The organism is Roseibacillus ishigakijimensis (genome assembly GCF_016595415.1).
GTDB lineage: Bacteria > Verrucomicrobiota > Verrucomicrobiia > Verrucomicrobiales > Akkermansiaceae > Roseibacillus > Roseibacillus ishigakijimensis.
Genome location: NZ_JAENIO010000071.1, coordinates 1 through 5,940, shown reverse-complemented (window position 1 = coordinate 5,940; position 5,940 = coordinate 1). Strand labels below are relative to the sequence as shown.

The window sequence follows — 5,940 nt, the reverse complement described above, 5'->3', positions numbered from 1 at the left end:
CCGCGCTGCTCGACTTGTCAAGGGAAAAAGGTGGTTTTTGCCAATCTAATTTGCTGGCTACGAATCGGTTAGGCTCTTAACCTGACGCGAATGGGGCCATGGCCTATTGGGGCCTTGGCGAAATCCGGGACGGCTCCAGCCTTCCAGCCCTAAAGACTTTTCTGGCAATGGAACTTCAACGAGAGACCGTAGACCGACATACCCTTTGGCAACTCATTTCAGGCTTGGAAAAAGCTGATGAAAACATTGCCAAGGATCTCAATAGCGACGACTGGGAAGATTTCGAAAAACTCAAGGCAACGGCGCAGAACTATCTCCATCAAGAACTTTAAGCCTTACAAACTTGTTGAGCCCGAACACCTACAGCAGCTGCGTCTTAGCCAGTAGGGCGTAAGTGCCGTTGGCCGTGAGCAACTCGTCGTGGGTGCCACTCTCGACGAGAGTTCCCCCGCTGAGCACGTGGATCTGGTCGCAACTGCGCACGGTTCCCAAGCGGTGAGCAATGATGAGACTGGTGCGGCCGACCATGAGCCGTTCGAGCGCTTCCTGCACGAGACGCTCGCTTTCGGAGTCCAGCGCACTGGTGGCCTCGTCGAGCATGAGAATCTTCGGATCTGCCAGAATCGCCCGCGCAATGGCGATGCGCTGGCGCTGCCCGCCGCTCAATCTCATCCCCCGCGGACCCACCACGGCCTCGTATTTTTCGGGAAAAGCTTCAATGAACTCAGCGGCATTGGCCTCGCGCGCCGCTTGCTCAATCTCTTCCTGACTGGCCCCGGGACGACCGTAGGCAATATTCTCGGCAATGGTGCCCCCGAAGAGATGAACGTCCTGCGGCACGACCGCGATGGCTCCCCGCAGATCCTCGAGAGACCAGTCGACCAAAGCACGACCATCGAGCACCAGCTCCCCGCTGGTGGGCTCGTGAAAACGCTGCAAAAGCGCGAAAAGAGTCGATTTCCCTCCTCCGCTGGGCCCCACGAAAGCAATCTTCTGCCCGGGCTCCACCGCGAAATCCAGCCCCTTGAGAACTTCGACCTCGGGACGGGAAGGGTAGGCGAAACGCAAGTTGCGAGCGCTCAGCGCCCCCTGCACAGCCGGGCCCGCCGCCCCTGCGTCCGATTCCGGCGTTTCTTCCAAAATCTCCTTCAAACGCTCGGTGGCACCATTCGCCTTTTGAATCTGACTCACAATCTCGGGAAAGGACCCCAAGGAAGCACCCACGAAAACACTAAAGAGCACAAAGGCCACGAAGCCCCGCTGACTGAGCTCTCCCTCCGCCAACATCCCGGCCCCGAACCACGCCACCACCGAGATGGTGCCGAAAAGCACAAAGATGATGAAGGCGATGAAAGCGGCCCGGGCCTGCGCCCCCCGCAGCACCACGCCCAGGTAATCGCCGAGGGATTGCTCGTAACGCGCCTCCTCAAAACCCTCGTTACAAAAAGACTTCACCTCACTAATCCCTTGCGTGCTCTCCTCAATAACGATGGAGCTATCGGCCAAAGCATCTTGGGCGGACTTGGAATAGCCCCGCACCTTGCGTCCGAAAAAGGCCACCGCCAGCACCACCACCGGAATGATGGCCAGCATGAAGAGGGCGAGCTTCCAGGAGAAAACAAAGATGAAGACGAGACCTCCCACCAGAATCACGGTCTGCCGGATCATCTGCGGCACGGTAGTCAGAAGGGTTTCGCGCAGCACCGACAAATCAGCCGCCACCCGACCGGAAAGTTCGCCCGCCCGGCTCTTTTCGTAAAAAGACATCGGCAAGTGCACGAGATGGCGAAAAACATCGCGCCGGATATCATTGAGCGCGCTCTCCCCGGCCTTGATGAAGCCGCGCACCCGCCAGTAGGAAACAAAGGCCTGCAAGCCCAGAATAGCCAACAGAGTAAGCACCGTGCGGTTGATATTGGCCTTCACCTGCTCCACATCCAGGCTCGCCGCCTCGCCGAACCTTACTCCGCCAATGAGCTGGCTCAGGAAAAAGGGGAAGGCCAGCGAGAGCCCCGCCGTCACGAAAAGGGCCACCAACGCCGGATAGAACGTCTTTTTGTAATTGGCGAGGTAACGATAGAATCCGAGCACCGCCAGTCTGTTTCCCGACTTTTCCCCTCTTGCCTTCCCTGCCTTTGCCTCGCGCTTCCGCATAAGCTCAGTGGAGAGTAGCGCTCCCCATCCGTCAAACCCAGAGGCTGCCAATGGCGAAAAAGGAACATTCTCGGCAGAAAAACGCTTCCTGACTCGGGAACCAAAACCCCAAAACCCCTCCGTGAAACTCCGCGCCTCAGCGCCTCTGAGACAAAAAACCAAAACACTCCCTCCCTTCTCCAAGCCCAAACAACCAACTTTCCCCAACATCCCTCTGCGAAACTCAGCGCCTCAGCGCCTTTGCGACGAAAACCAAAACACTCGCCTCTCCCGACCTGATCCCACGCCCCAACCCCAAACGACCGCTCCGCTTTTTTGTCTTGGGTCGGGCGCGAAACTCGTCTTGATTCAGCCATCTTATGTCTGAAGTCGATGCCCAACAGCCCAAGGAGAATCCCCTGATCAACATTCTGGTCAACGTTCTCATCCCCGTGATGGCCCTCGACAAGCTCAGCAAGGACCCCGCGCTAGTCGACGAGCCCGCTTTCTACCACGTCGGCCCCATGTGGGCCCTCCTCATTGCCCTCGCCATCCCCCTCGGCTACGGCATCTGGTTCTTCCTCAAACACCGCAAGCCCAACTTCTTCTCCGCCATGGGCCTCATCTCCGTGCTCCTCACCGGCGGCCTGACCCTCTTTCTCTGGAAGGAAGACGGCTCCGTCGATGCCTCCGCGCCCATCCTCTTCGGCCTCAAGGAAGCCTCCATCCCCTTCATCCTCGGCCTCGCCGTCTTCGCCTCCCACTGGACCAAAACGCCCCTGCTCAACACCTTCCTCTACAACGACCAGGTCTTTGACATCAAGCGCATCAACAAAAAGATAGCCGAAAACGACCAACAGGAATCCTACGCCAAGCTCCTCTTCCACTGCACTCTCATCTTCGCAGGCTCCTTCCTCCTCTCCACCGTCCTCAATTTCTTCCTCGCCCAGTATTTCCTCAGCCCCGAGAAAATCGACTACGCCGCCCCCAATGCCCGCGAGCTTTACAACAAGGCCGTCGGCTCCATCACCTGGGTCGGCTTCCTCGTCATCGGCCTCCCCATCATGGCCTTCCTCGTCGGCTGCTTGTTCTACCTCCTGCGCGGACTCGGACGCTTAACCGGACTCGATCGCGACGACCTCCTTCTGCCCCGCTGAGAGCAAGCACAGCTCCGTCACTCCACCGGCAGAGCCTTCAAGGGTTTCTGCTCTTCCACCGGTAAAGCCCGCTGAGGGGTCCCCTCCTCCACCGGCAGGGCCCGCAGAGGCTTCTGCTCAGGCTCCTCCTCCACCGGCAGGGCCTTCAAAGGCTGCTCTTCCGCCGCCGGGGCCGGCTCCTCTTCCACCCGCAGAGCACGCAAGGGCGGAGCCTCCACCGGATCGCGCCGGGCCGGGACCGGCTGCACCGGAGCTGGCAAAGTCACCTCCTCCGGGATCTCCTTGCGCATCAGAATATCCACCCGCCGGTTGATAGCCTGCTCCTCAATGCTTCCCTCCAATACTTTGGGCTGACTGCTCCCGTAGGCCCGCACTATGATGCGATCGCCCTCCAAGCGCATGGACTGCACCAGCCAATCCTTGACCGCCTGGGCCCGCTGCCGCGAAAGGTTGCGATTGTAGCTATCCGGCCCATAAAGGTCGGTGTGTCCCTCCAGCACACAATACATCTGCGGATTGCGGTCGATGAGCATGGCCAGCTTCATCAAACCCAGCCGGGCGGTTTCCCGCAGCTGCGCACTGTCGTATTCGAAAAGCAAGTCACTGGGCAGGGCCGCGCGACTGCGGCTCAGCTCTCCCGTGGCCATCTTCAAGAGTCCGTCGATACTGGCGTAACCGGAAGGCAATCCCTCCTCCGACAGCCCGCCACTTCCCTGACTGGCCATGTCCTTGAGCAGCTCATCGGGATCCACAAGATCCGCCTTCACCGAACCCTCCTCGACCATGATTTGCCCCGCCGCCGCTTCCTGAAAAAGATTCTCCGCCCGTCCCACTTGATCGAGCACATGATCCACCTTGGGGGCCGCCACTGGCTCCAGCAGCTCACCGAGCTCCTCCCCCGCCGCTAGGGCCAGGCTGGACTCCAGCGTCACCTCTGGCTGGGCGATTTCCGGGGAAATATCCAGCTCCGTATCATCCAGCTCCGGGATGAGCTCCTCCACCTCGGCCAAGAGCTCGCTCGCGTCCGTATTCTCCGGCACAATGATCTCCTCCTCCACCTCGGGCGGATCCTGCGCCGCCAGCTCAATCTGCTCCACCTGAAACGGCTTACTCTTAATCTCCAAGGTCTCCGTCATTCCCAACAAGACCTTTAGCTCGGAAAGACCCAGTAGAATCCCGGCAAAAAGACTCACCCCGATAATCACCGACAGCAGCACCGCAAAGCCATACCCCAAGCCGCCCCCACCACTCGCCGGGCTTTCGTAACCACTGTTCTCCCATGAATATGCCTTTGCCACTGCAGGGAGTATAACGTCACCAGCCCGTCACGCAATTCACCTTTGTGCGGTTTTTTTAGCGCCCGGCAGAGCAGCAGACTCTCCCAACCCGGACTTTTGCAAGGCACCCTCGCCCCTCACTCCGCACCACCGCCACCCACACCAGGCCATCCCCACTCCCCAGCTCCGAGCCTATCGAATGGCCTCAGTGGTTTGTTCTGCCGTTCCTACTTTCGAGCTATCTGGATCTGATATTCAGTATTCGTCAAATCAATTCGGTGGTCGTCATACGAAACTGTCCAATCGTCCTCTAATTTTGCATCTGTGAGCAACACTCCAAATCCTTGGTCAGCGTGTGTATATGTGTAACCAATCCAAGAGCGATAAACGCCGATGGGGGCAGCTACTGTTTGACGATTCGGGGAAAATACGATCCAAGGATATCGGGAGTCAGATGCTCCATCGATGCGAACGTAATAAACGTCATTCATTCCCACTGGTTTGAAAACATCCGCTTCTACTGTTTCGCCATTGATGCTTGCTGTGACTTTATAATCGTCTGTTGATTTGAACGGTCTCCTGTTGGAATGCAACCCATAGATGAGCACCAGGGCAACAACGGTGAATGCTATCACCGATATTCTCTTAATGCTGATTCGCTTCATTTTTTGCAGAACGTTCCAGCACACCCAATCCGACCGACTCAGCGCGCTTTCCCTACTTCTACCACGTTCCCTCTTCCAAGCAACCACCAACTCGCCAGCGCGGTCGGATTTGTGGTGCTGCGCATTGTTCGCCTTATTCCGGTTTCTTAGTCTCTTCCATCTTCCATTCGGCAAGAAAATTTAGAAGGGTCTCCTTGTCGAGGCTCTCAGGCTTACTATTGAGAAAAGCCTTTAGGCCATCGGGTTCTATCTCAACTTTCTCCTCTTTGACCTCTTCTCCGTTCACGTAGATCACACGACCCGTTCGCGCTAAGTTGACGAACTCACCATTGGGATGCTCAAAAATGGCATTCATTGTCCCATGAGTAGTCTTGTTTGTTGGGGTATAGTTTCCAACACCTATGAGCTGCACTCTCAATTTGAGCGCCTTTGGTTGGGGTCCATCAATCACCAAGTAGCTCAATTTCTCATCTGTTACTCCGTATTGAACGAACCAGATATCTCCGCCGATTCTGATTGGATGAGTCACATCCTGACCAAATGACGCTTTAGACAGAAGAAAAATGACTCCAACCTGAAAACACAAGGCTTTGAATACGCGACTCATTTTTTGGCGAGATTATATGGTTGATGATTTGCCAGACCAGCACCTTTTCAAGGAAAAATGGCGTGCTTAGGATTTTCGTGGGCTATCCCGCAGCCACTTGG

The 5,940-nt window shown here is 57.0% G+C and carries 6 protein-coding genes; 2 read left to right on the top strand and 4 right to left on the bottom strand.

What is annotated here, in order from left to right; all coding sequences use genetic code 11:
* Nucleotides 1-98 precede the first annotated feature (98 nt).
* Nucleotides 99-332 (top strand): hypothetical protein, encoded by a 234-nt coding sequence (locus JIN78_RS16410; RefSeq protein ID WP_200393080.1) that lies wholly within the window; start codon nt 99-101, stop codon nt 330-332.
* A gap of 28 nt (nt 333-360) precedes the next feature.
* Here JIN78_RS16410 and JIN78_RS16405 read toward each other — a convergent pair whose 3' ends face one another.
* On the bottom strand, nt 361-2,091 hold the full coding sequence (locus tag JIN78_RS16405; protein ID WP_200393079.1) for an ABC transporter ATP-binding protein: 1,731 nt from the start codon (nt 2,089-2,091) through the stop codon (nt 361-363).
* A gap of 422 nt (nt 2,092-2,513) precedes the next feature.
* Between JIN78_RS16405 and JIN78_RS16400 the strand changes: the two genes are divergently transcribed.
* Nucleotides 2,514-3,290, top strand: coding sequence for a VC0807 family protein (locus JIN78_RS16400; RefSeq protein WP_200393078.1), 777 nt, complete (start codon nt 2,514-2,516; stop codon nt 3,288-3,290).
* A 17-nt stretch (nt 3,291-3,307) separates the two neighbouring features.
* On the opposite strand, the gene JIN78_RS17790 is transcribed toward JIN78_RS16400, so the two are convergent.
* From JIN78_RS17790 to JIN78_RS16385, 3 genes are all read right to left on the bottom strand, one after another.
* Entirely contained in the window at nt 3,308-4,588 is a 1,281-nt protein-coding gene (locus JIN78_RS17790; RefSeq protein WP_200393077.1) for an OmpA family protein, read from the bottom strand.
* Nucleotides 4,589-4,794: 206 nt separating this feature from the next.
* Nucleotides 4,795-5,232 (bottom strand): hypothetical protein, encoded by a 438-nt coding sequence (locus tag JIN78_RS16390; RefSeq protein WP_200393076.1) that lies wholly within the window; start codon nt 5,230-5,232, stop codon nt 4,795-4,797.
* Nucleotides 5,233-5,365: 133 nt separating this feature from the next.
* On the bottom strand, nt 5,366-5,839 hold the full coding sequence (locus tag JIN78_RS16385) for a hypothetical protein (RefSeq protein WP_200393075.1): 474 nt from the start codon (nt 5,837-5,839) through the stop codon (nt 5,366-5,368).
* Nucleotides 5,840-5,940: the final 101 nt, after the last annotated feature.